Here is a 23,728-nt window from a genome sequence, read left to right as displayed (position 1 = left end):
GCGACGCTGCCAGGGCGGCAAGCCTGGTGGAACGAGCGCGCTCGGGTACCGAGGCGTTGGACACGTCCGTAAGACCGCCCTGCTCGGCTGGGGGTGGCTCCGCGTCCGTCGTCCCAGTCGTCCCACCGGTCCCTCGCCGGGGCTCTCTCCGGGCAGCGGTTTCGCGTTCCACGCGTAGGTCTTCCATTCGTCGACGTCCGGGCGTGTGCCCGGCCGGGGCTGTGGCGGCCAGCGATGATTCCGAGGTGTCGAAAGGGGTGTCGAAAAGGGTGTCGGAAGGGGTATCGAGAGAGGTGTCGAAAGAGGTGTGGAGAGAGGTGTCGAGAGTGGTCGTGTCCACGGACTTCTCGGCGCGCCTGTCCGGCGGCTCGTCCCAGACCGCGGGCAACTGTAGGCCTGTCGCAGGCGGACCTTGCGACCCTCAGCGCACGGGTACGTGTCCGTGCGCGCACCGGCGAGGGCGAACCCCGTCCCGGCCGCCTGTGGGGCTCTACGGGTGGGGGCCGCGGTCTTCGGGCGTGGCCCTGTTCACGCGGGGTCGCCGACGGCCGTGAGCAGTTCGCGGCGGCCGGGGCCGTCGACGTAGCGGGGCGCGTTCGTGGCCAGTCGCGCGAAACGGGCCATGAGACCCGGCTTCCCCATGGCTTCCCGGGAGTCGGTGAGCAGGAAGCCGATCTCGGCCATCGCGCGCATGACTCCGGCGTCGCGCAGGCAGGCCGACCGGCCGGCGACGTGCTGGTTCCAGGCGGGGTCGCCGCTGCGGTGGACCTCGCCGCGCATGTCCGCGTCGATCTCGGCCTGGCGGTGCGCCTCCCAGCCGGCGAGCCCCGCCCACACGGGGGCGAGGTGTCGTTCGGTCATGTCGTGGAAGAGCGGGGCCAGTTCGGCGGGGCGACTGGTTCCGGGGCCGGCCTTGCGCAGTACGTCGCGCAGGAGCGTCGCGTGGGTGATGCCGAGGGTCATGCCGAGACCGAACTGGGGATTGGTGGTGGCCCAGGCGTCCCCGACCGCCACCAGTCCGGTCACCGGCGGCCGTCCGGGGTGGACGAGGCGGCGGCGCACGCTGTGGATGCCGCCCATGGCGACGACGCCGCCGATCGGTTCGCCCTCCGCCCAGGGCGCGAGGCCGGGATAGAGGGCGGCGGCCCGCTGCCAGGCGTCCCTTCGGCCCAGCGTTCTGAGCTTCTGGTCCGCCCCGGACGTGACCAGGGTCATCGACCAGGTGCCGTTGTCGCCCGGGACGACGATGACCGACACGCTGTCGTGGTGGTGCAGGGGCCAGGGCGCCGGACCGGGAAGGCTCCCGTCGGCGGAGCGGAAGTGCCGGGTGTAGTAGCGGAATCCCCGGTCCGCCCCACCAGGCCGGATGTCCGCCTCATGCGGCCGGATGTCCGCCCCACCCGGCCGGATTCCCGGGACATCGGCCTGAGCCGCGTCGGCGTACACGGCGTCGAGGAACGACGCGGCGAACCGGCTCCGGCCGGAAGCCGCCACGACCAGGTCTGCCGCGACGTGTTCGCCGTCGTCCAGTACGACTCCGGTTACGTGCGCGCCGCGCGCTTCGGACGGGTCCCCGACCAGCAGCTCCACGGCGCGCATGCCCCGCCGCAGCGTGATGCCCGTGGCCCGTTCCGCGACGGCCAGCAGCGCGGCCTCCAGCACCGGCCGGCGTGCCGCCACCGTGTCGAACCGTTCGTCGTCCGGTTCGGCCGCGCCGTCGGGCAGGAGGCTCAGCGCGCCGGCGATCATGTTGTGGCGTCGGCCTCCCCATGCCAGGACCTCGGAGACGGTCTCGGGCAGTTCCCGCCGCAGGATGCGGTAGCCGGCGGGGGCGAGGACGTGGGCGGCGGCGAACTGGCGCGCTCCGGGCCGCTTCCACTTCTCCCACACGCCGTGCGGGCCGTCGGCGGGCGGCCCGGGGTCCGGGTCGACCACGGTGACGCGATGCCCTTCCGCGGCCAGCAGCATCGCTGTGACCAGGCCGGTCGGGCCCGCTCCGAGAATCAGGGTGTGCACCAGGGTCAGCTCCTGAAGAACGGTGGGTGCCGGTACGAGGGCGAGGGCGACGCGGATGGCCCCCGGGCGGGTCGCGCGGGCGCGGGCCGACCGGGGACGCGACCACGTCTGTCGGCGGGCTACGAGTAGACGGTCACCTGAAGGCGTGGCGCCAGGCCCCAGTTGTGCGGTTCGAAGCACGCTCGGGCCAGCGGCATACGGGTCGCCGCCTCGCTGAGAACCCTCTCGATCTCCGTCTGCTGTCGCGGCGTGAGGTAGCCCCACAGCAAGCTGTGCCACACCACGGTGCGCACGTCACGGTCACCGTCGCCGTCACCGGCTGGCCGCGCCAGCTCGGCGGCCAGCCAGTCGGCGGCGTCCGCCTTGTCCACCCGGACCTCGGAGCGGGCGGCCAGCGCCAGGGCGTCGTCCAGCTCCATCCGCTCGATGTCCCGCTCGGGCGGCAGGAAAGAGTGCAGGATCAGTACGTCGGCCGGGTCGGCGGCATCGCGCGGGGCGAGGTCGCACCCCGCGCGCTCGACGATGGTGAGGTCGCCGGGAGCCTTGCCGTGGGCCACCAGGCGTACGGGCGAGTCGGGATCGCCCCACTCCCAGCCCGGTCCGAACCAGCGGTAGTGGTCGACGAGCAGGTTGAGACCGGCGCAGGCGCCCAGTTCCAACAGCCGTACCTTCGGCGCGCCCAGCATCCCCAGCGCGGCCAGCAGAACGCCCGCCCGGCCCGGCTGGTGCTGCTGGACAGGCCGGTTGAGCGCGGCGAGGGTGTGGTCCGGGTGGTCCAGCAACGCCTGGGCGGACAGCTGCCAGGTATGGGTGGCGTACGCGCGATCGCCGATTCCGGCGGTCAGATGCCGGAGGTGCTCGGCGAGTTCGGGGGCCAGACCGCTGAGCATCAGCCAACGCACCCCGGCGACGGCGCGGATGCCGAACAGCGGCTCGGCCGCCTGCGGATGGCCGCCGATCAGGGACCAGACGGGGCCGCCGCGTTCGGCGTCGTCGGCCAGCCGGGCCAGCAGGTCCGCCGAGACGGGCGCGTATCCGGCCGAGCCGGCGGACATGGCCCGCAGGTCGCTGATGGTTTCCTCGGAGGTCGTCATGCTGCGATCCCGTCCTGGTCGGTCAGTTGCGAGGAGGCGGCCGAGACACCGACCATCCACTGGATGACGTCCCGGTGGGGCGAGGGCGCCGCCAGCTGCTGGAGCAGGTCGGACGCCCGCTGCCGGAGCGTGGCGATCCTGCGGTCGTAGCCGGCCGCCACGTCCGGTCGGCGCAGCCGGTCCCACACGGCGCCGCGCGCGTGCGCGTCCCGGGGAGCGTGCGTGTGGGCCCGCCCCAGCTCCTCGGCCTCGGCGGACGGCAGGGTCTCCAGCGCGTAGGCCAGCAGCAGGGTCGGGGTGCCGTTGGCCAGGTCGGCATCCTGTTCGGCGGTCGCCGCCGCGCGGTCGTTCGCCGTCTGCCGCAGCACGCCGAAGAGCCGCCCGAAGACCCGCCAGCCGCGCACCTCCTGCTCCGTCCGTCCCGCCAGCATCGCGGCCATCGCGGCATCCCGGCCGTAGGCGGCGCCGGTCTTCCCGTCGTAGCCGGTCATGGTCCGCTTCCAGAAGTCGGAGGTGGCGTTCTGCGCCATGTCCGCCAGCTGGCCGTCGGCGGACTCGATCGTGGCGCGGTTCAGTTCGCGCCCGAAAGCCGCCTTGAGTTCGTCGGGGAACCGCTGCCGGACGATGACCTCCTGGGGGAGGAGGGTGAGGCAGGCGGTGCTCGCGACGGTGACCGCCGCCGCGGACAGGCCGGCGGTGCGCGGGTCGAACTGCCCGTCCATCACGTCGTCGAGGATCTCCGCTCCGGCCCACCACAGCCTGGACAGCACGCACACCGGGACCGCGGGCTCCACGTCGCCGGTCAGGGCGCCGTGCACGGGCAGTGCCAGCAGCCTGAAGAGGCTGCCGGAGCTGGCGTCCGTCTCCAGCAGGGCCAGGACCGCCCGCTGCAACTCGGGGGCGTCCGCACAGGCGGTGCGGACGGCGGAGTCCACCGCCGGGGCGAGCTGCCGCTGGTGCCCCAGGAGCAGGTCGTAGGCCGCCTGGGCGTCCTTCGAGGTCATGTGCCGTTTCCTCATGGCGTCGTCGGGGGAGGGCGGGGCATGCCGGGCAGGCCCCGCCGGTGACTGCGCGCCTGCTCGCGTCAGGCGGGGGCGGGCTTCAGCAGTAGGTGGTGCCCTGGCTCGTCTGCTCGAAGCGGATTTCGTGGAGGTCGTGAGCGGCCGCGTCGGCCGTCTCGTCCCACGAGCCGTCCAGCAGCGTCTCGAGCTCGTCGATCGTGTGCGACGTGGTCATGTGCGACGTGGTCATGCCTGACTCCATTTCGGGGAAGGCCGGTCGTCCCGGGGGCGGGGCTGCTCGGTTACGGCGCCTCGCCCGAACAGATGATCCATACGGCGGACGCCCGCCTCGTCGGTAATCCGCGCAGTTACGGCGTGCGCCCGTCCATGCCACCCGAAAGGGCTGACCTGCCGCCCGAAAGGGCGAGGGGATGATCACCGCTCCCGGACGGCGCTACCTTGGCGGCAACTGCCGCGGCGACTGCCACGGCAGCAGCGCGCCGCGTCGAGCACGTCGTGCCCGAAGTGCTCCGGCTGCCGGACCCCCCCGGACCCCCGGACGCGCAGGGCACTCCGGGACGGTCTCGGCCCGTCGCACGGCCGGCATCGCGTCGGGTGCCGGCAGACCACGAGTGAACCGTGGCACGCAGAACGCCCTCCCCCTGGCTCGTACTGCCCGGCTCCGCCGAGGCACCGGGCCTGGGCGGGCCGCTCCGCGACGCCTCGCCTTTGGAACAGGGAGCAGGACGTGATGCACCCGCACCCGGACGACCGCCCGCGCCCGGACGATCACGCGGACCCGGATGACCGCCCGCGCCCGGACGATCACGCGGACCCGGATGACCGCCCGGACCCGGACGATCACGCGGACCCGGATGACCGCCCGGACCCGGACGGCTGCCCGGACCCGGACGACCGCCCGCACGGCGGCGGACCGCGCGCCCTGCCTCGTCCTCCGTTGCCCGCTTCGCGCACGCCGGCAACCGGTCGAGGCCACCACGGAGGCAGGGAACACCAGTGACCACCGCTCCACCCGACCGCTGCGCCACCTGCGACGGCCCCATGCCCGCTCCCACGCCGGGCCGTCGCTCGGCGCCCCGGTACTGCTCCAACGCGTGCCGTCAGCGCGCCTACCGGCAGCGGCGGAACTCCGTCGACGTGGGAGCCGGTTCCTCCATGGAGGCACAGGCCCGCATGAGCAGCTTCGTGGGCCGCACCGACGAACTGGTCGAGCTCGCCCGCCTGCTCGCAGGCGGGCGGCTGGTCACCCTGACGGGCCCGCCCGGCTCGGGCAAGACCCGGCTGGCGATCGAGGCGGCCTCGGCACAACAGCGCACCGGGCGTACGGCGGCCGGGCTCGTCGAACTCGACGGGGCCGCCGACCCGCGGGAGGTGAGGGAGAGGATCACCACGGAGCTCGCGCGGACGAGCTCCGCGGGCAAGGCGGACCGCGGTGCCCGGCTGCTGGTCCTGGACGGCTGCGACCACCTGCTCGACGCCTGCGGCACCGCGCTGGGCGAGGCGTTCTCCCACTGGCCGGACCTGCGGGTGCTGGCCACCAGCCGGGAGTCCCTGCGTCACCCGGGCGAGGTGGTGTACCCGATCGCCGGACTACCGGCACCCGGCGACGACACGGACGCCACCCCCGCCGAGCTGCTGCGTTCTCCCGCGGTGCGCCTGTTCGCGGACCGGGCGCGTGCCGTGAAGCCGGACTTCCGGTTAACCGCGGCCAACGCCCGCCGAATCGGCGCGCTGTGCGCGCGACTGGACGGTCTGCCCCTGGCCATCGAGCTGGCGGCACGGCTGGTGCGGGCCTTCCCGGTCGCCACGCTCCACGACCAGGTGGACGAGGCACCGCTGGACCTGCTGACCGGGGGCTGGCGGACAGCGGCGGCACGGCACCAGAGCCTGCGAGCGGCCATCGACTGGAGCCACGACCTGCTGAGCGACGACGAGCGGCGGCTGTTCCGTGCCCTGGCGGAGGCGCCCGGCGGGTTCGGACCCGACATGGCGGCGGCGTTGACCGCGACCGCCGTCGAGCCCCGCGCCGTACCGGAACTGCTGGCCTCGCTGGAGGCCAAGTCCCTCATCACAGCCGTACCGGACGAGACGGGTGACGCCCGGTTCCGGATGCCGGCGTCGCTGCGGTGCTTCGCACGCGAGCGCCTTGAGGACGTGGCCGAGCAGGACACCGTACGCGAGCGCGCCGCGGCCTGGTTCGTCATGGCCCTCGGTGCCTTCGACGAGACGGGCGTCCTGAGCCGTCACCGTGCGCGCCGCCTGGCAAGGGAACGGGCCAACATCGACCACATGCTCGCCTGGCTGCGCGCGGGGGATGACCCGCGTCAAGTCCCGCTGGTCGCGGCTGTCGAGACGCTCGACATGATCATGGGCGCCCCGACGGCCCGCCCGCCGGCGCTCGCCTCCGTGCTGAGCCGCGCGGACCCCTTGTCGGGGTACCACCTCGGCGCCCTGTCGGCGCAGGCGGTGCTCACCGCGTGGCGCGGACTGGACGACCGCGCCCGGCTCCTGGCCGACCAGGTGCGGACCGAGGCGTCGCGCACCGGGGACGACGCGCAACTCGCCCGTATGGAAACCCTGCTCGACCTGCTGCGACGGCCCGGCTCCGGACAGGCGGCCGTCCGCCGGCTGCGCCACTGCCTGGGAACGAGCCGCCTCCAGGACGATATGCCGATGGCCGCGTTGAGCCTCCATCTGCTGGCTCGGCAGGTCCTGGTGACAGGGGAGACGGAGCACATGACCGAGCCCGTCGACGAGGCCCTGGCGGTCGCGCGGGACGAAACCGTCCCCGGACCTGTCCGGCCGCTGCTGCTGGCACGCGGGGCTCTGGCCCTCCAGGCCGGCGAGCAGCAGCAGGCCACGTCCTGCTTCACCGCGCTGCTCCACGCCGCCGCCGGACACCCGCTGTGGAGCGCCGGCGCCCTGGAGGGCTTCGCGCTCGTCGCCGCCCGCGACCGCGCCTACGAGCGCGCGCTGAAGCTGCTCGCGGCGGCGGAGGAACTGCGCCCGACGGTGCCCGAGGCCCCCGCGGCGGGAGTGTGGTGGCAGCGGCAGGTGAACGCCGTGCGTACCAGCGTGATCGAAGCCGTACCCCACAAGCACGTCGAGGCCGCGTTCACGTCCGGCCGCACCCTGACGACACGACAGGCCACCGACTACGCACTGGACACGTCGGTCCCCACGGGGAAGGAGCCGTTGTCCCGTACGTCGTTGAGTGAGCGCGAGTGGCAGGTGGCCGTACTGGTGTCCCAGGGCCTGACGAACCGGCAGATAGGCGACCGCATGTACCTGTCGACCCGCACGGTGGACACCCACATCCGCAACATCCGCACCACCCTGGGACTCGGGTCCCGCGTCCAGATCGCCGCCTGGATCGTCGAGGCGACCCCCCGCAGGTCGGCCGGCTGACCGGCCGATGGCGCCCCCGTCACCCCCTGGGGGAGCCGCTCTCCGGTCGGCCGCCAAAGGGGCGGGCCGGGAGCGGTCACGGCGACGCGGCGACCCGGCGACCCGGCTGCTCCACGCCGCCGCCGACCGATGGGCGGTTCGGACGCTTCGGACGCTTCGGACGCGCGGGGCAGGGCTCCGCGAAGCGCGTGGCAGGGCTTCGCGAAGCGCGTGGCAGGGCGCGCATCTGGAGAACGCCACGCACCGGCCTCATGGGCAGTGGTGCGCGCCGTCGGCGTGGACCTGCCCTGCCGAAGACGTTCGAGTACGACGCTCACCGAACCGGAGACCGCCGGTCGGCACACGAGCACGGTAGGCGGCCCGTACGACCGCGGCGGCCGCCCTGTCACCGGGCGACGAACGGGCGCACCGCCCGGCGGCATGTCAGGCGCCGTCGCTCCGGAACAGGCGGTGTGCGGGGGGCGGGGGCGTGAGCGGCGTCCACGGCAAGCTGCCTTTACCTACTGCTCGCTGACTGTTCCGCATGATCTGCCGTTGGGGCTCACTCGGCCCTATAGCAGCCCGGCCCGCATCGCGTACGCGACCGCGTGGGTGCGGTTGCGTAACCCGAGGCGCTTCGTCAGGTCGTGGATGATCGATTTGATCGAACGCTCCGAGTAGCTCAGCTTGCCGGCTATCTCCGCCGTGTCGAGGCCTTCGGCCAGGAGCCGGAGTACGTCCAGTTCCCGGGGGACCAGACTCGCAGGGAACACGCCACGAGGCGGCCCGTCCTCCCGCTGCAGACCTCGCATCAACGACGCCAGCCGACCGACGACGCTCGACGGCAGCTGAGAACGCCCGCGGTGACCGTCCACCGCCGCGGTGACGATCCGGGAGAAGCTCGCCTCGGACCTCCGAAGCAGGCTCACGACCCCGTAGGCCACAGCGAGAGTCAACTGCTCGTCATCGACGTCGTCAGTGACGAGCACGATGCGCGTCACTCCGTCCGTGCGCCGACTGATGGCCAAGAGACCGGACAGCGTCTCCCCGGTCACCTCGTCGGCGATGAGGACCGCGATGTCGGCCTGCTCCACATGATCCCCGGGGAGCAGCTCGACCTGCTCGTGTGCGTCCAGATAGACCGCCGCGCCCTCTTGGACAAGGGGGTCGTCGGCCAGCAGGACAACAGACGGACGTCTCACCGAGTCGCCGTCGCCGTCGCCGAACATCGACCTCCCTCTCTTGCGGGCACGGAGAGCCGTGACCTCGAATGGGCCTGTAACCCTACGTAGCGTCCGGCGACGTACTGGATGCACAGTGCACAGGGCTGAGTCTCTCCGTGCACACACTTCGGATGGCCGGCCGACGCGGAGTCGCCGGGGAAGTCATGGCGCCGTCACCCGGGCCGAGTGATGCACAGGGAAGTCGATCTCTACGCGGGGGCTTCCGGTGTGATGGCTGCCGCCGGTGCCGGACCAGGAGTCGCCTCGATCAAACCTTCCGTTCGGCGTCGGCGGCTCTGTCATGCCCGAACAGCCTTGCCGACGCGTCCACGTGTGCAATGCGGCGCATCGCGTTGAACACCGCTGCGCCGAGGACAGTGCCGATCACCACGCTTTCCACCAGGTCATCGACCGCCACCCGTCGATCCACATAGTCCAGGTCGGCGCGGGCGACCAACTCGGCGGCGTCCGCGTAGTCGTCGAGCAGTTCCCTGAACGCCCCGTGGCCGACCCGCTCCATGGCGGCAAGCGCCCGGACCAGGTCCCCGGCTGCCGGGTCCGACCCGTGCGCGTGCCAGCCGCGTCGCGCGATCAACTCCGCGACGGCGGTGCTCGCGGCCGCCGACTCCGCGTCGTCGTCATCGCTCAGCGCCGTGCCGAGCTGGTCCGCCGCCGCGCCGAGCACCTTGTGTACCGGGCGGGCCGGGTCGTCGACCGCGCCGAGGACCTCCGCGATCGCGGCCACCTTCAGGCCGCCCACATCAAGCAGCGCGCGGATCAGTCGCAGCCGGCGTTCGTGCGTCTCGTCGTAGTTCGCCTGGTTGCGGCTGGTCAGCTCGCCGGGCGGGAGGAGCCCTTCTCGGACGTAGTACTTGATCGTCGGCACCGGCACTCCGGTGCTGCGGCTCAACTCGCTGATGCGCACGGCCTGTTCACTCCTCGTTCCGCTGTCCCGCCCTTGCCAACCCTTTCTCCCATGATAGATAGTGGCGCTATCAGATAGCGGATAGTGCCACTATCTGCTTTGCTGCGGGAGTCGGAGGAGATAGGTATGCCTGCATGGCGTTTATGGCACCGGCCGTTGGTGGTGTTCTCCCTGTCGATGGTGGTTCTCGCCGTCGTGTCCGGGGTGGGGCTCGCCGTCGACGACCGACAGCTCGTGGGCTCGCCGATCTGGTTCAAGCCCTTCAAGTTCTCGCTTTCGTTCGTGGTGTACGGACTGTCGCTGGCGTGGATGCTGTCGCTGCTGCCCACCCGCCGTGCACGGCGGGTGGGCTGGTGGGCGGGCGCCGTCGTCGCAGTGGCGAGCGTCATCGAGATGGTGATCATCACCGGTCAGGTGGTGCGCGGGAAGCGCAGCCACTTCAACCACGAAACGCCCTTTGACGAAACGCTGTTCAACGCGATGGCCATCACTGTCGTCATCCTGTGGCTCGGCACCCTGGCCATCGCCGTACTCCTGCTCCGCGCCAGGCTCGCCGACCGCGCGTCCGCCTGGGCCGTGCGGTCCGGCGTCGTGCTCGCCCTTGCCGGGGCCGCTGTCGGCTTCCTGATGACGCAGCCGGCGCCCGGTCAGCAGCGCGGGGTCTCCAAGGTGGTGGGCGCCCACAGTGTGGGCGTACCGGACGGCGGCCCCTCGATGCCGCTGACCGGCTGGTCGACCACCGGCGGCGATCTGCGGGTACCGCACTTCTTCGGCATGCACGCGCTGCAGTTGCTTCCGCTGGTGGTCATGGGGCTGGTGGTACTGGCGCCGCGTCTGCCGCGGTTGCGGGCCGAGCGGGTACGGCTGCGTCTGATCCTGGTCGCCTCGGGTGCGTACGCCGCCGTCTTCGCCCTGGTCACCTGGCAGGCGCTGCGCGGGCAGTCCCTGATCCACCCGGATGGGGCGACCTTGACCGCGGCGGGGCTGATCTTCGCCGGTACTGCGGCGGGCGCTTACGGGGCACTCCGGACCGCCAGCCCCGAGCGGGCGGCAACGAGCCGTCCACATGAGGCAGTCGACGCTTCCGAGCCTTCCGAGCCTTCCGAGCCTTCCAAGGCTTCCGACGTTTCCGAGCCCTCCGACGCTTCCGATAGCAAGGAGCCTGTGACATGACCGGTTTTCTCTTCGAGGTCTGCTTCTGGCTGGCCGCGCCGGTCTGGCTGCTCATGATCTTCGCCCCGGGGTGGGGGCCGACCGCCCGTATCGCCGCGTCGCCGCTGACCGTGGTGCCGGTACTGGCCGTCTATCTCGTGATGGCGCTGCCGGTCTTTCCGGAACTCTGGGTCGTGGTCACCAGCCCGGACATCGACGAGTTCCGCGATCTGATGGTGCTCGCCAACGGCGCGGGCGCGATCTGGGCCCAGGTCATCGCCTGGGACCTGCTGATCGGGCAGTGGATGTATCGCGAGGGGCGGCGGATCGGGATCCATCCACTGGTCATGGGGCCGCTGCTGGTGTTCACGATCCTGCTCTCGCCCTTTGGGCTGCTGCTCTTCCTGCTGCTGCGTGCAGCGAAGGAGCGGAAGGGGGCCAAGGACCGCGTAGGCCACAGCCTGGAACAGGGTCGCCGCGCCCCATGACATGGCCTTGCTGGTCGCTACCGACAGTTACTGCGCTGCGGGGCGGTGGTTGCTCCTTGGCTGCCTGTCAGGGCGGCTGCTTCCCAGGTCCGTCTGCATGAGCCCGAGATGCGGCCTTTTGTGCCGCGGGTGACAGTGGACGCGGTGCCGATGCGCTGCCGGCCTCGCCTGTCCACCGAAGGGAAGTCACGAAATGTCACAACGCAATACCGTCCTGCGCAGCCTGCATGATCTGGGATTGGCCGCATGGTTCGGCGGTTCCTTGATGGGTGCAGTGGGCCTCAACGGCGCGGCACGAGCCGAAGGCGGAGCGCAAGAGACACGCGCGCGGATCGCCAGCTCCGGGTGGGCGAAGTGGACTCCGGTGAGCGCCGCGGCCATCGGCACCAATCTGGTCAGCAGCAGTGGCCTGCTCGCGGCGAACGCGGCACGGGTTGCCAGCCAGCAGGGAGTGGCTGCCTCCACCGTGGCCAAGACGATTCTGACCGGAGCCGCGCTGGCGGCCACCGCGTACAGCCGGGTGCTGGGCAAGAAGATTGAGCTGACGTCCTCCACCGACCCGGAAGACACCGAAAAGGCGGCGGAACACCCCGTCGACGCGGAAAAGGCGCAGCGGCAGCTCGCTGTCCTGCAGTGGGCAGTCCCGGCACTGACAGGCGGCCTGCTCGTCCTGAATGCGCTGCACGGAGAACAGCAGCGCCCCGAGGAGCAGGCCCGGGGGATGTGGCAGCGGGCCATGAGCAGGAAGCCGCACATGCCTTCCATGCCTTCCATGCCCTACATGTCCTCCATGCCGTCCATGCCGTCCATGCCATCCATGCCGTCTGTCTCGGAGTGGCGCTGGATGCAGCAGCACTGACCAACTCTGTCTGGTGGAAGAGAAGGATCACATCGTGTCGCCGGCCTGCCGGCGGGTCGTGTCGGCTACCTGCTGCCCCGACTCGCTGGCCTGATCAGCCACTCGACCCGCTTGGTCGCGGGCCTCCTCCCCGGTGGTCTTCGCGGCCTCGGTGGCGGTGTCCTTCACCTCCTGGGCCGCCTGCTGAGCGGCTCCGGTGGCATCTTCTTTCAGTTGCTGTGCGGACTCGACGGCTGCCTGCTTGACCGGCTCGAGCGCTGGGCCGGCCTTCTCGGTGATCCGGGAGGCTGTCTGCTCCTCGGCCTGCGAGGTCGGAAGGAGGGAGGCAGCCAGCAGCCCGGCGCCGAAGGCGATCAACCCCGCGGCCAGCGGGTTGCCCTGAGTCTGCCGCACCGCCTGCTCCGGTGCCTGCCGCACCGCCTCGCCGGCCTGCTCGGCCACTTCACGGGCAGTGTCGGTGGCCTGCCCGGCCACTCCGCGCGCCATACCCGTCGCCTGACCGGCGCCCTCCCGCACCGACTGCGCCGCCTGCTGCGTGCGGTCCCTGGTCTGCCCCGCCGTATCCGAAGCGGTACCCATGACTCGGGTCCGAAGCCCCGACACCGCACCGCGAACCCGGGCCCTGCGGCGGCGTACCGCACGGCGGGGACTGGCCCGGTCCGTCAGCCGGTCCACGTCCTCGGACAGCCTCTCCCGGGTCGCTTCTATGTTGGCCCTTACCTGGTCAGTTGACGTGCCCATTGCGCATCCTCCTTCAGCGTCTGCACGGTCTGCTCCGGCTTGGAGACCTCTCGCATCCGTGAGCGCCCCATCACGTACAGCACCGCACCGATCACCGCCCACACCCCGACGATGATCAGCGCGGCCCATCCGGCGTCCATCACGTTGGCCAGACCGAACACGGCCGCGAGCGACAGGAACAGAGCCACCATGTAGCCGGCGAACCCGGCCCCGCCGTACATCCCGGCGGCCTTGCCGGCCTTGGTGGCCTCCTCGCGGATCTCGGCCTTGGCCAGCTCCGCCTCCTGCCGGAACAGCTCCTGCACATCCGAGGTCACCGTCGACAGCAGCTCACCGATCGACGGGTCCGCCCCGCGCGGCTTCGATGACCGTGGCAAGACCGATGCCATCTCACACCCCCGGATAGCTGGGAACGCCAGGCCGCACAGCCTCTTCCGGCGAGGCGAACTCGCCCACCGGTACCGGCTGCGGCTGCGGCTGCTTCTGCTGCGGCTGCGAGGACTGGCTCGCCGTACCGGCCTTGGCCAGCCGGCCGACGACGACCCCCGCCAGCGCTGCCGCACCCAGGAACGCCCCAGGTCGACGGCGCGCGAACCCCTGCATGTCCTGCATCAGGCCACCCACGCCTTTCCTCTCCAGGTAGTCCGCCGTGCGGTGACCGCCGTCGGCGGCCGTAGACATCAGAGAACGGGCCGGGGAATCGCCGGACGCGTTCTCCGCCATACCGGCCAGGTCATCAGCCCACTGCCGCAGCGTCCCCGCAGCCCGCCGGGCCTGCCCCTCGGTCTCCTCCGCCACCCGGCTCCGCAGATCACGTACCACCGTGCCGGCCTGCTCCCGGGCCTCCCCGACCACCGTGCGAGCCTGCTCCACAGCGGTGCTGGTCACCTCACCCGCCGCCTGCCTGGCCTGATCGGCCGTGGCCGACGCCTGTTCCTTCGCCGTCTGCCCGGCCTGCTGTACACGGCCCGCATCGCCCTGCGCTGCGTCACTCATAGGCCACTCCTTGCTCCTTGCTGCGGGATGCCGCCCCGGCTCGGCGACGAGCCCGATGCGGACACCTGGGAAAGTCGCCGGAACTGACGGGCAGCACGAACCGTCACTTCCAGGGTCACCCGAACGGATGCACCTCGCATGTTCAGACCCGAGCGCGGACCGTGCGCGGCCGGCCGCACGCCTGCATTCGGCGAAGGGCCCGCGCGCGCAGGTACGCGCCCCTGGCGGGCCATGGTTGCTCCGGTTCGGCAGGCAGCAGCCCGCTTAGGTGGGCTTGCCAGTCTCTGAGTAGTACGATCTGCCTGGCCATGAGTCGTTTTAGCGGCCCAAGACGTCGCACTCGGGTTCGCCCCGATGCGGAAACCCCGGTTCGAATCCGGGCCGTGGCCACCCTCTGCCTTCCCGGGGCGCGACCTCACGTCAACACACCACTCACGGCCGGCACCCGCGTACCGGGCCCCGCCATCTCGGAGCCTGAGCGCCCCCGCCGGAGGCTCGTTCTAAGCGCGGCTGCTCCGCACGGTGATCGGCAAGCCGTGCCGCAGGCCAGGACCGCATGCTCGCGCGGGCCCGCATCACCCTGGCCGCCATCGGACTCGGCGGCCTCGCCGCGGCAGCACTCCTGCCCCGGGAAACGCCCCGGAAAACGGGGCCCCGCAACACACGTACCTCTCGGACCAAGGCCCCACCGACCCGTCCTTGGCTCTTCCTGACCCCGTCCTTGGCTCTTCCTGACCCCGTCAGGCCGGAGGCAGTTCCTCCGCGGGTAGCCGGCCTGCGCGTACGGCGTCGACCAGGGCTTGGTGGTCACGCTCGTTCTGGTCGGCGTATGCCTCCGCGAAGGTGGCGAGTGCCCGGTCGAACGAGCCGCCGCTGCCCAGGTACGCGGCGATCGCGATGCGGTCGCCGGACCGCGCGTGCGCACGAGCCAGGGTGACCCCGCACAGTTCGCCGAACGCCCGCATGTCCTTCGGCCGCATCCTTTCCGGCATGGCGATGCCCTTCCAGTCGCGCAACTGGCGGACGTAGAAGTCGCGCTGCTTGCCGTCGATCCCGTCCACCCGTTCCCAGCCGAGGAAGATGTCGCTCGTGGCCTGCATCAACCGCTGGCCCGAGACCACCCGCTCGCCCTGGTTGCGGTATCGGCTCGCGCCGAGGTGCGCGGCGAGCACGGAGGCGTCGGCCTCCTTGGCCTGGAGGAAGAGCGGGTCCTGGCCGTCCCGGCCGAGCAGGAGGAAGATCCAGCATCGGGTGCCGACGCTGCCGACGCCGACCACCTTGCGGGCGACGTCGGCCAGTCGGTAGTCCGCCAGGAGCGTGCGCCGGTCGGAGGCCAGAGTGCTGCCGTACCGCTCGACCAGACCGCGGAACTGGCGCTCGAGGGCGCCGCGTTCGATGTCCGGCAGCAGGTCGCCGGCCGGAATGAGCAGCGGGGGATCCGCCGCGATCATTGGCCGGCCGTCGACCGTCTCGGTGAGCTTGTCGAATGCCTGCAGGCTGTCGCGGGTACGGGCCTTCTCCAGGGCACGGGCCAGGTTTTTCCGACCGCGCTTGTGGAGCCGGCCGGCGGCCAGGGACTCAAGGAGGTCCGCGCCGATCTTCGCGTACCAGACGTCGAGGTTGCCCGTCTCCGCGAAGCGGATCATCGCCTCGCGGTACGAACGGACCGTGGAGCTGACGATGCGGGCGCGCTGGGCGTCGTCGAAGCCGTTCGCCCGGCCCGCGATGACGAGACTCGCCGACAGTCGCTTGACGTCCCACTCCCAGGGGCCCGGGAGCGTCTCGTCGAAGTCGTTGATGTCGAACACCAACTGTCTCTCCGGCGAGGCGAGCAGACGGAAGTTCAGCAGATGCGCGTCCCCGCACAGCTGGGCCGTGAGTCCCGAGCGCGGGCTGTCGGCGAGGTCGGACGCCATGATCGCGGCGGCGCCCCGGTAGAAGCGGAACGGGGACTCCGTCATCCGGCCGTAGCGGATCGGGACGAGTTCGGGCACGCGTGCCGCGGACTGCGCCTCCAGGATCGCCACTGGATCCGGCCGGTCTGGAGACGGCTTGTACACGGCGTGGGCAGACCGCGGTGAGCGGCGGCGTGCCTCCTTGCCGAGAGCGGCGCGTTCCTCGGGTGTGGTGTGCGGCGCGGCGCGCATCGCCGTGGTCACGTTCGGGGACATCGAAGGCCCTCCTGCCTTGTCCTGCGGCCGCCTGGACGCCCGGCACAGGGCACGTCGGGCAGAAGGACTCCGTGGCCTTCTGCCCGACGTGGCCGCGCGGATCACCGATGCCGGGTGGGCGTCTGCTCTCAGCCCTGGGACCCGATCTCGGTATCGGCGACGGCGATGGCGATGCCAAGTGCCGTGGCGATGTTGCCCGCTGCCGTCATGACGCGGGCGGTGCCCACGATGGGCGCGATCGCGACCAGGACGTCCTGCAGCTGGTCGGCGGTCAGGCCGGTTCTGAGGGCGGGGTCGATATGGGCCACGTAGGAGATGGGCGGAGCGTCCGAGGCGGCGAGCGCCGCGATGCGCGTGAGGATGAGCATGTCCGGGGGCAGCCCGCATCGCTCCAGCGAGTCGACCGTCATGGCGGCGAGGGTGTCCAGGACAGGGGTTTCGGATGCAGTGGACATGTCGCATGCCCTCCTGGTGAGTTTCGAGCCCGAGGGATGTACGAGGCGGAAGGAACCGGGTTCCGCGGCTCGGGAGTTCTCCTCAACCGTAGAACCCATCCGGCTTTCGCGCATGGAGGGCATGGAGGGCATGGAGGGCATGGAGGCGCATGGTTCGCAGAGACCCAAGCCGCCCGGTCAGACACCCCTGCGCCTGGGCGATGAGGATGTCCGATCCCGCGCATAGCCCCAGAATGGGCGCTATCTACCCTTTGTGTCGGATCAGAGACGCCCATGAAGGACCTCAAGTTCGAGCAGAAGCGCTCGCTCTCACGCCTTGAGGCGGCTGACCAGCTCACGGCCCTCGCAGCCGCGTTGAGGGAGGGCGGGGAAGCCGAACTGGAACTCGGCCCCGGAACGCTGAGCCTGCGGGTCCCCGACGAACTCCGCAGCGAGGTAGAGGTCGAGATCGGTGACGGCGAGATCGAGCTGGAGATCGAGTTCAAGTGGCCGACCGCACCGACCCGGACAGCACCATCGCGAACGGTGGCGGGCACGGAGAAGGACACAAGGCGGAAGAATCCGGCTGCCAAGCCTGCGCGGAGCAGCACGGGCGCCGGCAGGAGCAAAGGCGCGAAACGGTCCGCCACGAAAACGCCTTGAGCGGTGCCGGAGATCTCGGGCTGACCACCACGCCGTGACCGCGCGCAGCCGGCCTCGTGGTAGGCCACTCGGCCGATGGCGTTCGCGGACGGGCCTGTTACGGCTTTCTCCAAGCCGACGCACCACCTTCATGGCACTTCATGGCACCTGCGGGCCGGGACTACCGCTGCGGGGGCGTCCGCGTCTCGCCCGTACGGCCCACCTGGGCGGGCCGTCTCGCCGTGAAGCGGCGGAAATGGAGGCAGGCCAACCCCCCAGAAGCCCCGGAGCACCCATGACCAGCTCGCACGAGCCGTCCGAGCCTGCCGCCGTCCCGGAGGCCGGCGGGAGTGACGCGGCGCGGGGCGGGCCGAAGCACGGCTTGGCGAGTTCCGGTACAGCGCAGAGCGTGCGTAGGAAGGTGGTGTGCAGCATGTGCAGCACTGGCTTCGTTGTTCCTCGCCGAGGCCAAGGAGGCGGCTCGCTACGTCGCCTTCGACCGGCCGGACGCCTGGGCTCTTCGCCGGCGACCTTGTAGCCGCGTACGTTGCCGGAGGGGACGTACACGATCTCGACGAGGACGCCGTCGGGTGTGGCTGAACAGGTGGACGAACTCCTCGACGCTGGAGACGGCGGCCACGGCGGTGTGGAACCGTCGCCGGCTGATGGGGAGTAAGCGAATCTGCGGAGAACGACCGACATCTCAGCCACGCCACGACGCCACGACGCTGCGTCGATCCGCGATCCGCGATCCGCGATCAGCGATCAGCGATCAGCGGGGGCCGGGTCCATCGCTGTTGGCTGCCAGAGCCTGCGTGTGCGACAGCACGATCCGGCGCCGGGTCGGGTCGACGTCGAGAATCTTCACAGTGAGGGTGCCTCCGACCTGGACGACACCTTCGGGTCTTTCCACATGTCTCTCGGCGAGTTCGGAGTTGTGCACCAGTCCCTCGAAGCCGTCGTCGCGGTCTTCGATGCGGACGAAGGCGCCGAACGGTACGAGCTTCGTGACGCGGCCAGTGATGATCTGGCCGACCTGCTGGACGAGTGCCTGCATCGGATCCTCTTGCAGCGCCTTCAGCGACAGGGACACACGCTCCCGCACCATGTCGACGTCGAGGATCTCGGCAGCGATCTCCTGGCCCACGGCCACGACGTCAGAGGGGTGGTTGATGTGCCGCCAGGACAGTTCGGGAATGTTGATCATTGCGATGAAGCCGCCGATGTCGACGAACGTGACGCCGAAGCCGGCGATCTCGGTCACCGTCCCAGTGCAGACCTGGCCTCTGCGAAGGGTTTTCAGGATGGCCCAGTTCCGGTCGCTCGGAGTCGGCTCGGTCCTCCACCGGGCCCGCAGCACACCGTCACTGTCGGGCAGGACCGCGGTGAGCAGCGGATGGCGCTGATCGGTGTAGAGGGACAGTACGGTCGCGGCACGGGCGCCATGGACTTGTTCGGCCAGTTCAGCGAACTGAGTCTCGTCGGCGATGACGCTGGTGATCTGCCCGTTCTCTCTCTCCCAAACGACTTCGACCAGGCCCTCGTCGGGGAGGTCGGCAAGGACCGTATCGACGTCCGGGGACAGGTCCGGCCAGACGGTCAACTGGGCGCGTGGCGTGAGTCGAGCGCGCACTGCATCCACCGTGTCGCTTGTGAGGCGATGCCAGCGCGACGCGTTGCCGACGAAGCACTCTTCCAGGATTGCGGCTCCGGCGACGGACCAGTGCAGTCGTGCCCAGAAGTCGTCGTCGGCGGGGCGTTGCTCACCGTCCTGCTCGTCGAGAGCCGCGTCGTAGGGGGAGGCGTCCAGGCGTTCGGGGAACAGCCCAAGGGCGCGGGTGTGGGCCACCGCTCTGCCGGATGGCGTGTTGGTGCCCACATAGACGTACTGGTCCCACCCGACGTGTACGGCGAACGCGCCCTCCACCTCCAGGCGGCACCAGGCGCCGTTGTCGCGGAGCATTGCCCTGACCAGTTCCAGACCGATGGCCATGGGCACCGTTGCGCCGTCGTGGTAGCCGGTGAGGTCCGGCGGGAAGATGCCCGTCAGACCGTGGCCGGATACTGCAGGCTCCAGGCCGAAATGCACGAGGCCGGCGATCTGCGGTTCCCGTATGGCCAGTTGGTCGATTCCGGCATCCACGGCGAAGGCGGCCACCGCCTGCAGGTATGCCTCTTCGACCGGTCCGTGGTCGCTGGTCGCCTCGGCGGCGCCGATGTAGTTGCCGTGCTCGTCGCGGTCGGCGGGATCGTACTTGGTGAGCCGGTAGACGTACGGCAGCACGTCACTGCCTGCCACTGGGGCGCCCTGTGACTCGGTGGGCCTGCTGACGGGTGGTGAGGCCCTGCTCCTCGAGACGGCACGCTATGCACCTGATGGATTCATACATTGCCGTGAGTGTACGGATAGCCCCGGTTACCGAACGGATCACCGGGGACTTCCGGCACTGCACGTTGGCGCCTGTGTTGATCCGTTCGGGTGCGCCAGCGGCAGGAACGAACCGAGCTCAGTCAATCCGACCTGGCTCAGCGGCAGAGTTCGTCGAGGTCCTCGGCGAAGGTTGCCGGTGTTCAGTAGGCCATGTGAGCGTTCTGGTCAGCCGCTGGGAAGCGGTTCCGATCGAGGTCCGTCACTTCGACATGATGAAATCCAGGGCGTAACCGGGAGCAGTCGTCCAGTAGGTGACACGCTGACCGTCGTTGGCGTACAACGTGTCGACGGGCATGGGGACATCGATCGGCTTGCCCGCGCTGCTGCCGGGCTTACGACCCTGGAGGCTGAGGGTGATGCTCTTCGCCTCGTACTCGTCCATGGGGCCGTTGACGAGCAGGGCGGCATATGCCTCCTCACCCGGAGCGAGGGTGACGGGCACCCCCGGGTTCGGGTCGCTCTCCTTGATCACGGGGGCCGTGGTCCGACCGGCACCAAGCCGCACGAGAGGGTAGCGGTAGACGTTGCACTTCTTGTCGCCGGCGTTCTGGACGGTGAGGAGGAGGTGCCTGGCGTCCTTGCTGTCTGCGGGCTCCTTCACGGCGGACACCCCGAGGACCTCCTGGGAGCAGGCGGCGACGGTGCCCTTGGCGCCACTGCCGCCCGAGCGGTGCGTCACCGCATCACTGGCCTTCCCGCTGATCGTCCGCGGCCCGGTGGCGGAGGCCTGTGCCGACACAACACACCCAAGAGCCAGGACGAGACCCGCGGCCACGGCCACACGGTGGGTCGCAAAAGACTTCACGTTCATATGCGTGTTCCTTTTCTGATCGGTATGAGGTCGCGTGCTGGGCTGTCGCCGCCACCCCCGCCTCCTCCTCGGACCGCGGTGGCGAGGGCGAAGGCGGTCGGGCGCCCCCCTTGAGCGTCCGCGCCCTGCACCCGGGTGCCCAAAGAGAGTGGGTGTCCCAGTGGACGGGTGAGTCGGGGGCGTGGTGCTGCCGTACGGTCGGCCGCTTCAGCCGGTGCGACAGCCATAGCGTCGTATGCCTCGTGGGCCTGGGACAACGGCTGCCCCCCAACCTGCAACGGAGGGACGATCCCACCCCCGACAACCTGCAGAGACAAGGCAGCCTGGGATGCCTGTCCGGGATGGGAAACCCCCTGAGGCCGGCGTCCGGACACCCGGTGGACTCGGCCCGCGCCCACCGCCTCGGCCGACGACGGTGCAAACGGCCCTGCCCCAGAGCCCCCGGTGCCGGTGCCGGGGGCGGGCCCTTCGTGGAGCGCTGCTTCGGGTGAGCGGGGCAGCCCGGCCCGCGCAGCGGTGGTGACCCCGGAGGGCGGAGGCGACCGGTGATCCGATGCGGTGTCCGGGCCCGGCCGGCGGCGGTGCAGAAGGCGGCGCCCCAGGGCCGCGGGTGAGGGTGGTCTCGAGGAGAGGGGCCCTGCAACCATCTCAGCCGTATCGACGTGCAGGTATGGGAGTGCCTGGGGAGTGCCTGGGATGCCGTCCCGGATCAGGACTGACCGCACAGGCCGACGGATGGATGCGAGTACGGACCACATGGATGCAATCCACAATGACGTAGTGGAGTTCGCGCTACTGCTGACGCGTCTGAAGGAGCGCACAGACCGCAGCTACGCGGCGCTGGCCCGCCGTCTGGGCATGAATGCCTCCACGCTGCACCGCTACTGCGCCGGTGAGGCGGTTCCCATGGACTTCACCGGGATCGAGCGGTTCGCCGCACTCTGCGGCGCTTCCCCCGAGGAACGCGTGGAGTTGCACCGCCGGTGGATCCTGGCAGTCGCGGCACGGCAACGACCACGCCCATCCGATGCCCGGCGGGCACAGACGCCCCACGACACCACGAGCACCGCGGCATCGGCCGCATCCGCGAGCCACAACAGCCCAACGGACAAGGCACCCGAGCCGACCTCACCGGCCAACCCCCGCCCCGAGCCGACCTCACCGGCCGACCCCCGCCCCGAGCCGACCTCACCGGCCGACCCCCGCCCGGGGCCGACCTCACCGGCCGACCCTCGCCCGGGGCCGACCTCACCGGCCGACCGGCGGCCCCATGCCGGGCGCCCCCGACGACGGCCCGTCCGATCGATAGCACTGGCGGCCTCGCTCGCCATTGCGCTCGCGGGCCTCACCGCATCCGCTGCCGGACCCCACTCCAGTGGCGGTGAATCGTCGGCGTCCGCCCGCACCACACCGGAACCCTCGGCGTCGGCCACGCACGACGGCGGCCCGCAATCCGCTGCCGGACCCCCCTCCAGTGGCGGTGAGTCGTCGGCGTCCGCCCGCACCACACCGGAACCCTCGGCGTCGGCCACGCACAGCGACGGCGGCCCGCAGGAGAACCGGGCGAGCGCCGACACGGTCCCGCCGCAGGCCCCGCTCACCTGGACGGCCAACTCCCAGCTCTGGCAGCACGAATGCGACCACAACTACGTCATCGCCAAGCAACCGCAGCAGGTCCCACCGCCGCCGATCCCGGCGGACGCCGCGGTGTGGGCCGCGTCCCAGGGGGCGGTGCACGGGCGCACCACCAATCTGCGGATCACGGTGCAGGGACGCGGCTCCGCCGCCGTCGTACTGGAGGCACTGCATGTGCGCGTGGTCAACCGCACCACCCCCGCCGCCCGCCGGGGCATCGCCTACTCCACGTATGAAGGCTGCGGCGCCATCCTCGTCCCCCGCTACTTCTCCGTGAACCTCGACGCGCACCGACCCCTGGCCCGTTCGATACCCGGCAACGAACCGGACAGACCGACCCCCGCGATCGACTTCCCCTACCAGGTCTCCCTGCGGGAGCCGGAGGTCCTGCTGCTCGCCGCGCGCACCGAGTCCTGCACCTGCGACTGGTACCTCGACCTCGACTGGTCCTCACAGGGTCGAACCGGCACGGTGCGCATCGACGACCACGGCCGCCCGTTCCGCACCACCAGCATCAAGGGCCTACCGCACTACTGGTACCAAAACCCCCGTGGCTGGGTCCCCATGACCGCCGCCTACGACAAGGCGGAAACCGGCGACTCCGGCGACTCCGGCGACTCCGGCGACTGACGAAGCAACAGGCCGCACAGCCCGTCCGATAGCAGGACCGGCCGGGCGGGGGCCCGACCGTCCCCGCCGTCGGTGGGATCCGGGCGGGGCCGGGGCAGGGAGGTGGTGCCGCGCACCTCGTGAGTCTGTTCGGCTTCAGGTCCCGCAGCGCGCAAGCCGCCATGTGGTGTCAAGGCCTGCCAACTCCTGCGGGCCCTGATAGCAGGAAACCCTCCTGAGCTGGCCCTTTTTTCGTGTGCCCCCGGCAGGATTCGAACCTGCGACACCCGCTTTAGGAGTGGGATCGAATCCTTGCCGGGCAGTGCTCCACCCTGCCGCAGGGCGCTGTTCTGCCTGATCAGTGCCCTGCGACGTCGTACCTCATCCGGCTCGTGACGCCCTGTGCCGGACCGTCCGCGCACGCATCGCGCACGCATCGCGCACGCACGCGAGGCCGGTCAGGAGCCCAAGCTCCTGCGACGCACGCGCATGTAGGTTCCTGATGTGGTACTCCCGCTCCACCCGCCGGTCGTGGCGATGTCCCATCCTTGCTGGGCGCGCATCTGCCATCGGCTTCTTCTCGCTGGGGTCAAGCGTCCAGCGGACGGCGTGCTCGTGGTCAGCGAGCGCCCGGCTGGTGCGCTGTACCGGTCGCCGTGCCCGATGGTGTTGGCGTAGGCGTAGCCGACCGGGTGGCCGTTCGCGTGCGCGAGGACGGCAGTGAACCCGGCTCGGTGCCGTGCCGGTCCAGGCGCTCGCCGAACACGGTGACCGCGTAGTTCGGCAGGTGGAGGAGCGGGGCGCGCACGTCGGCGTACACGTCGAGGAGGCCGCCGCGGATGGTGTCGAGGGTGCTCAGGCCCGTCCCTCGAGGACGAGGTCGAGCAGCACCACCGCGAGCCACCCCGTGGGTGGGTGGACCAGTAGGTCCCTCCGGTGCCCGTGACGGTGTGAGCCACGGTTCTCCCTGCCGGAGAGCTGTTCTCGAGCTGTCCCAGAGCGTAGGTACAACCATTCGGCCGCCGCGTACGTCGTAGAGCGCAGTCGATCAGATTCAACAGGTCGCTCACAGCACGATCTCGACAACGGAGA

Annotated in this window: 19 protein-coding genes, 1 tRNA gene and 2 pseudogenes; 7 read left to right on the top strand and 15 right to left on the bottom strand. The window is 70.8% G+C overall.

What is annotated here, in order from left to right; all coding sequences use genetic code 11:
• Positions 1 to 528: 528 nt before the first annotated feature.
• The 4 genes from ACFU53_RS07150 to ACFU53_RS07135 form a co-directional block, all read right to left on the bottom strand.
• Complete coding sequence (locus ACFU53_RS07150; RefSeq protein WP_383986939.1) at positions 529 to 2,016, bottom strand: FAD-dependent monooxygenase; 1,488 nt, start codon at positions 2,014 to 2,016, stop codon at positions 529 to 531.
• Positions 2,017 to 2,135: 119 nt separating this feature from the next.
• The gene (locus ACFU53_RS07145; protein ID WP_383986936.1) at positions 2,136 to 3,110 is read right to left on the bottom strand and encodes a DUF2332 domain-containing protein; all 975 of its coding nucleotides are present in this window, start codon (positions 3,108 to 3,110) and stop codon (positions 2,136 to 2,138) included.
• Complete coding sequence (locus tag ACFU53_RS07140; protein ID WP_383986933.1) at positions 3,107 to 4,114, bottom strand: polyprenyl synthetase family protein; 1,008 nt, start codon at positions 4,112 to 4,114, stop codon at positions 3,107 to 3,109. Before ACFU53_RS07140 ends, ACFU53_RS07145 begins: the two co-directional genes overlap by 4 nt.
• A 97-nt stretch (positions 4,115 to 4,211) precedes the next feature.
• A complete protein-coding gene (locus tag ACFU53_RS07135; RefSeq protein WP_383986931.1) occupies positions 4,212 to 4,361 on the bottom strand; it encodes a hypothetical protein in 150 nt (49 codons plus the stop codon).
• 767 nt (positions 4,362 to 5,128) lie between these two features.
• Between ACFU53_RS07135 and ACFU53_RS07130 the strand changes: the two genes are divergently transcribed.
• Positions 5,129 to 7,540, top strand: a complete 2,412-nt coding sequence (locus ACFU53_RS07130; RefSeq protein ID WP_383986928.1) for an ATP-binding protein — start codon at positions 5,129 to 5,131, stop codon at positions 7,538 to 7,540.
• A 551-nt stretch (positions 7,541 to 8,091) separates the two neighbouring features.
• Here ACFU53_RS07130 and ACFU53_RS07125 read toward each other — a convergent pair.
• Positions 8,092 to 8,748 (bottom strand): LuxR C-terminal-related transcriptional regulator, encoded by a 657-nt coding sequence (locus ACFU53_RS07125; protein ID WP_383986925.1) that lies wholly within the window; start codon positions 8,746 to 8,748, stop codon positions 8,092 to 8,094.
• Positions 8,749 to 9,010: 262 nt separating this feature from the next.
• Entirely contained in the window at positions 9,011 to 9,667 is a 657-nt protein-coding gene (locus ACFU53_RS07120) for a MerR family transcriptional regulator (protein ID WP_383986922.1), read from the bottom strand.
• 177 nt (positions 9,668 to 9,844) lie between these two features.
• Here ACFU53_RS07120 and ACFU53_RS07115 point away from each other — a divergent pair, with 177 nt between their 5' ends.
• The 3 genes from ACFU53_RS07115 to ACFU53_RS07105 all read left to right on the top strand — a co-directional run bounded on the left by ACFU53_RS07115 (position 9,845) and on the right by ACFU53_RS07105 (position 12,166).
• Positions 9,845 to 10,840, top strand: a complete 996-nt coding sequence (locus ACFU53_RS07115) for a hypothetical protein (protein ID WP_383986966.1) — start codon at positions 9,845 to 9,847, stop codon at positions 10,838 to 10,840.
• Positions 10,837 to 11,307 (top strand): ABA4-like family protein, encoded by a 471-nt coding sequence (locus ACFU53_RS07110; RefSeq protein ID WP_383986919.1) that lies wholly within the window; start codon positions 10,837 to 10,839, stop codon positions 11,305 to 11,307. The genes ACFU53_RS07115 and ACFU53_RS07110 overlap by 4 nt, the downstream gene beginning before the upstream one ends.
• Positions 11,308 to 11,500: 193 nt before the next feature.
• Positions 11,501 to 12,166 carry a hypothetical protein gene (locus ACFU53_RS07105; RefSeq protein ID WP_383986916.1) on the top strand — a complete coding sequence of 222 codons (666 nt, stop codon included), beginning with the start codon at positions 11,501 to 11,503 and terminating at the stop codon, positions 12,164 to 12,166.
• Positions 12,167 to 12,193: 27 nt separating this feature from the next.
• Here the strand turns inward: ACFU53_RS07105 and ACFU53_RS07100 are convergent, their stop codons facing one another.
• The 4 genes and pseudogenes from ACFU53_RS07100 to ACFU53_RS07085 all read right to left on the bottom strand — a co-directional run bounded on the left by ACFU53_RS07100 (position 12,194) and on the right by ACFU53_RS07085 (position 13,903).
• Entirely contained in the window at positions 12,194 to 12,745 is a 552-nt protein-coding gene (locus ACFU53_RS07100; RefSeq protein ID WP_383986971.1) for a hypothetical protein, read from the bottom strand.
• Positions 12,746 to 12,826: 81 nt separating this feature from the next.
• Positions 12,827 to 12,907: pseudogene (locus ACFU53_RS07095) on the bottom strand (DUF3618 domain-containing protein); the annotation flags it as partial.
• The gene (locus ACFU53_RS07090) at positions 12,883 to 13,296 is read right to left on the bottom strand and encodes a phage holin family protein (protein ID WP_383986913.1); all 414 of its coding nucleotides are present in this window, start codon (positions 13,294 to 13,296) and stop codon (positions 12,883 to 12,885) included. The gene ACFU53_RS07090 and the pseudogene ACFU53_RS07095, both read right to left, overlap by 25 nt.
• Position 13,297: 1 nt before the next feature.
• On the bottom strand, positions 13,298 to 13,903 hold the full coding sequence (locus ACFU53_RS07085) for a hypothetical protein (RefSeq protein ID WP_383986910.1): 606 nt from the start codon (positions 13,901 to 13,903) through the stop codon (positions 13,298 to 13,300).
• A 304-nt stretch (positions 13,904 to 14,207) separates the two neighbouring features.
• Here ACFU53_RS07085 and ACFU53_RS07080 point away from each other — a divergent pair.
• A tRNA-OTHER gene (locus ACFU53_RS07080) sits at positions 14,208 to 14,293 on the top strand.
• Between the two features lie 350 nt (positions 14,294 to 14,643).
• On the opposite strand, the gene ACFU53_RS07075 is transcribed toward ACFU53_RS07080, so the two are convergent.
• Positions 14,644 to 16,074 (bottom strand): DUF2252 domain-containing protein, encoded by a 1,431-nt coding sequence (locus ACFU53_RS07075; protein ID WP_383986907.1) that lies wholly within the window; start codon positions 16,072 to 16,074, stop codon positions 14,644 to 14,646.
• A 128-nt stretch (positions 16,075 to 16,202) separates the two neighbouring features.
• Complete coding sequence (locus tag ACFU53_RS07070) at positions 16,203 to 16,529, bottom strand: carboxymuconolactone decarboxylase family protein (protein ID WP_383986904.1); 327 nt, start codon at positions 16,527 to 16,529, stop codon at positions 16,203 to 16,205.
• Between the two features lie 273 nt (positions 16,530 to 16,802).
• On the opposite strand from ACFU53_RS07070, the gene ACFU53_RS07065 reads away from it, so the two are divergent.
• Positions 16,803 to 17,171 carry an amphi-Trp domain-containing protein gene (locus tag ACFU53_RS07065; protein ID WP_383986901.1) on the top strand — a complete coding sequence of 123 codons (369 nt, stop codon included), beginning with the start codon at positions 16,803 to 16,805 and terminating at the stop codon, positions 17,169 to 17,171.
• Positions 17,172 to 17,922: 751 nt separating this feature from the next.
• On the opposite strand, the gene ACFU53_RS07060 is transcribed toward ACFU53_RS07065, so the two are convergent.
• Together ACFU53_RS07060 and ACFU53_RS07055 are read right to left on the bottom strand one after the other, a co-directional pair.
• The gene (locus ACFU53_RS07060) at positions 17,923 to 19,449 is read right to left on the bottom strand and encodes a S1 RNA-binding domain-containing protein (protein WP_383986898.1); all 1,527 of its coding nucleotides are present in this window, start codon (positions 19,447 to 19,449) and stop codon (positions 17,923 to 17,925) included.
• A 331-nt stretch (positions 19,450 to 19,780) separates the two neighbouring features.
• Entirely contained in the window at positions 19,781 to 20,392 is a 612-nt protein-coding gene (locus tag ACFU53_RS07055) for a DUF4232 domain-containing protein (protein ID WP_383986895.1), read from the bottom strand.
• A gap of 756 nt (positions 20,393 to 21,148) precedes the next feature.
• Here ACFU53_RS07055 and ACFU53_RS07050 point away from each other — a divergent pair.
• Positions 21,149 to 22,657, top strand: a complete 1,509-nt coding sequence (locus ACFU53_RS07050) for a helix-turn-helix domain-containing protein (RefSeq protein WP_383986892.1) — start codon at positions 21,149 to 21,151, stop codon at positions 22,655 to 22,657.
• A 623-nt stretch (positions 22,658 to 23,280) separates the two neighbouring features.
• On the opposite strand, the pseudogene ACFU53_RS07045 reads toward ACFU53_RS07050, so the two are convergent.
• Positions 23,281 to 23,495, bottom strand: a pseudogene (locus ACFU53_RS07045) (GNAT family N-acetyltransferase); the annotation flags it as partial.
• Positions 23,496 to 23,728: the final 233 nt, after the last annotated feature.

The organism is Streptomyces sp. NPDC057474 (assembly GCF_042802555.1).
Lineage (GTDB): Bacteria > Actinomycetota > Actinomycetes > Streptomycetales > Streptomycetaceae > Streptomyces.
Note: the sequence above shows the minus strand (reverse complement) of the source record. Positions and strands in the feature narration are given on the sequence as shown.

Excerpts from the sequence above, each read along its gene's own strand:
- ACFU53_RS07145 (WP_383986936.1), bottom strand. The coding sequence starts at position 3,110 with ATGACGACCTCCGAGGAAACCATCAGCGACCTGCGGGCCATGTCCGCC.
- ACFU53_RS07140 (WP_383986933.1), bottom strand. The coding sequence starts at position 4,114 with ATGACCTCGAAGGACGCCCAGGCGGCCTACGACCTGCTCCTGGGGCAC.
- ACFU53_RS07135 (WP_383986931.1), bottom strand. The coding sequence starts at position 4,361 with ATGACCACGTCGCACATGACCACGTCGCACACGATCGACGAGCTCGAG.
- ACFU53_RS07125 (WP_383986925.1), bottom strand. The coding sequence starts at position 8,748 with ATGTTCGGCGACGGCGACGGCGACTCGGTGAGACGTCCGTCTGTTGTC.
- ACFU53_RS07115 (WP_383986966.1), top strand. The coding sequence starts at position 9,845 with ATGGTGGTTCTCGCCGTCGTGTCCGGGGTGGGGCTCGCCGTCGACGAC.
- ACFU53_RS07110 (WP_383986919.1), top strand. The coding sequence starts at position 10,837 with ATGACCGGTTTTCTCTTCGAGGTCTGCTTCTGGCTGGCCGCGCCGGTC.
- ACFU53_RS07105 (WP_383986916.1), top strand. The coding sequence starts at position 11,501 with ATGTCACAACGCAATACCGTCCTGCGCAGCCTGCATGATCTGGGATTG.
- ACFU53_RS07100 (WP_383986971.1), bottom strand. The coding sequence starts at position 12,745 with ATGGGTACCGCTTCGGATACGGCGGGGCAGACCAGGGACCGCACGCAG.
- ACFU53_RS07090 (WP_383986913.1), bottom strand. The coding sequence starts at position 13,296 with ATGGCATCGGTCTTGCCACGGTCATCGAAGCCGCGCGGGGCGGACCCG.
- ACFU53_RS07085 (WP_383986910.1), bottom strand. The coding sequence starts at position 13,903 with ATGAGTGACGCAGCGCAGGGCGATGCGGGCCGTGTACAGCAGGCCGGG.
- ACFU53_RS07075 (WP_383986907.1), bottom strand. The coding sequence starts at position 16,074 with ATGTCCCCGAACGTGACCACGGCGATGCGCGCCGCGCCGCACACCACA.
- ACFU53_RS07070 (WP_383986904.1), bottom strand. The coding sequence starts at position 16,529 with ATGTCCACTGCATCCGAAACCCCTGTCCTGGACACCCTCGCCGCCATG.
- ACFU53_RS07065 (WP_383986901.1), top strand. The coding sequence starts at position 16,803 with ATGAAGGACCTCAAGTTCGAGCAGAAGCGCTCGCTCTCACGCCTTGAG.
- ACFU53_RS07055 (WP_383986895.1), bottom strand. The coding sequence starts at position 20,392 with ATGAACGTGAAGTCTTTTGCGACCCACCGTGTGGCCGTGGCCGCGGGT.
- ACFU53_RS07050 (WP_383986892.1), top strand. The coding sequence starts at position 21,149 with ATGGATGCAATCCACAATGACGTAGTGGAGTTCGCGCTACTGCTGACG.